The sequence below is a fragment of the Microbacterium sp. B24 genome (assembly GCF_000333415.1).
GTDB lineage: Bacteria > Actinomycetota > Actinomycetes > Actinomycetales > Microbacteriaceae > Microbacterium.
Genome location: NZ_BADB01000435.1, coordinates 1 through 1,419 on the forward strand (window position 1 = coordinate 1; position 1,419 = coordinate 1,419).

Annotated in this window: 2 protein-coding genes; both read right to left on the reverse strand. The window is 69.3% G+C overall.

Annotation, left to right across the window (positions count from 1 at the left end; all coding sequences use genetic code 11):
• Window positions 1-35: 35 nt before the first annotated feature.
• On the reverse strand, window positions 36-1,118 hold the full coding sequence (dxr, locus tag I5I_RS12870) for a 1-deoxy-D-xylulose-5-phosphate reductoisomerase (protein ID WP_036320382.1): 1,083 nt from the start codon (window positions 1,116-1,118) through the stop codon (window positions 36-38).
• A 24-nt stretch (window positions 1,119-1,142) separates the two neighbouring features.
• Window positions 1,143-1,419, reverse strand: a 277-nt coding sequence (locus I5I_RS12875; protein ID WP_148285558.1) for an FKBP-type peptidyl-prolyl cis-trans isomerase, incomplete at its 5' end; no start/stop codon positions are given.

Sequence of the window (1,419 nt, forward strand, 5' to 3'; positions counted from 1 at the left end):
TTCGAGCTCGGTCCCGGGGATCCTCTAGAGTCATGTCAGGCGGCGGCGATCGCCTCATCGGCGGCAGCACGTGCCCAGGCCTCCGCGGCGGCGAGGGTCTCGCGCGAAAGCGTGGACGGCGCCTCGTGCATATCGACGATCCGCTGGACGGTGTCCAGGATGCCGGGAAAGCTCAGGCGTCCCTCGTGGAACGCATCGACAGCCTGCTCGTTGGCCGCGTTGAACACGGCGGGGTAGGTCGCGCCGGCGCGCCCCACCTGCTTGGCGAGCATGACCGCCGGGAAGGCCTCCTCGTCGAGGGGCTCGAAGCCCCACGAGCTCGCCCGAGTCCAGTCCAGGGGCGCACCGACGCCGCCGATGCGGTGTGGCCAGTCGAGGCCCAACGAGATCGGCAGCCGCATATCCGGCGGAGACGCCTGTGCAATCGTCGACCCGTCGATGAACTCGACCATCGAGTGGACGATCGACTGAGGGTGCACGACGACGTCGATGCGGTCGTAGTCGACGTCGAACAGCAGATGGGCCTCGATCACCTCGAGCCCTTTGTTGACCAGCGTCGCCGAGTTCGTGGTGACCACACGTCCCATGTCCCAGGTCGGATGAGCCAGCGCCTGGGCTGGCGTCACCCGTTCGAGGTCGGCGCGGGTGCGACCGCGAAACGGCCCTCCCGAGGCGGTCAGCACGAGCCGACGCACCTCGTCGCTCGTCCCGGCGCGCAGGGCCTGCGCGATCGCAGAGTGCTCGGAGTCGACCGGGACGATCTGACCCGGCGCCGCGAGGGCGGTGACCAGATCACCACCGACGATGAGCGACTCTTTGTTGGCCAGCGCAAGGGTACGCCCCGTCTCGAGCGCGGCGAGCGTCGGGCCGAGGCCGACCGATCCGTTGATGCCGTTGAGCACGACATCGGCCTCCACATCCCGCACGAGCTGCTCGGCTTCGACCGCGCCCAGCGCGGTGTGCTCGACCCCGAATTCGATCGCCTGCGCGGCGACGCCCGCCGCGTCGCGTCCGGCGGCGAGTCCCACCACCTCGAACTGATCACGGCGGGTGCGGATCACATCCAGAGCCTGGGTGCCGATGGAACCGGTCGAACCGAGGATCAGGATGCGCCGCATGCGGCCAGCCTACCGGCGGGCCGGTTACTGGGCCGCGGAGGTCTGGGCGCCCAGGATGTCGACGACGAACACCAGGGTCTCGCCCTTGAGGTCGTTCGTGTTGATCTCGCCCTCGCCGTAGCCGTCCGCCGGGGGCATCGTCACGAGCACCTGCGAGCCGACGGTCTGGCCTTCCAGAGCCTTGCGGAAGCCGGGGACGACACCGGTGGTGGTGAAGCTCGTCGGCACGCCGCCCTTGTCCCACGTCGAGTCGAAGGTCTTGCCGTCGGACCAGCGCACGCCGGTGTACTGCACCAGCACC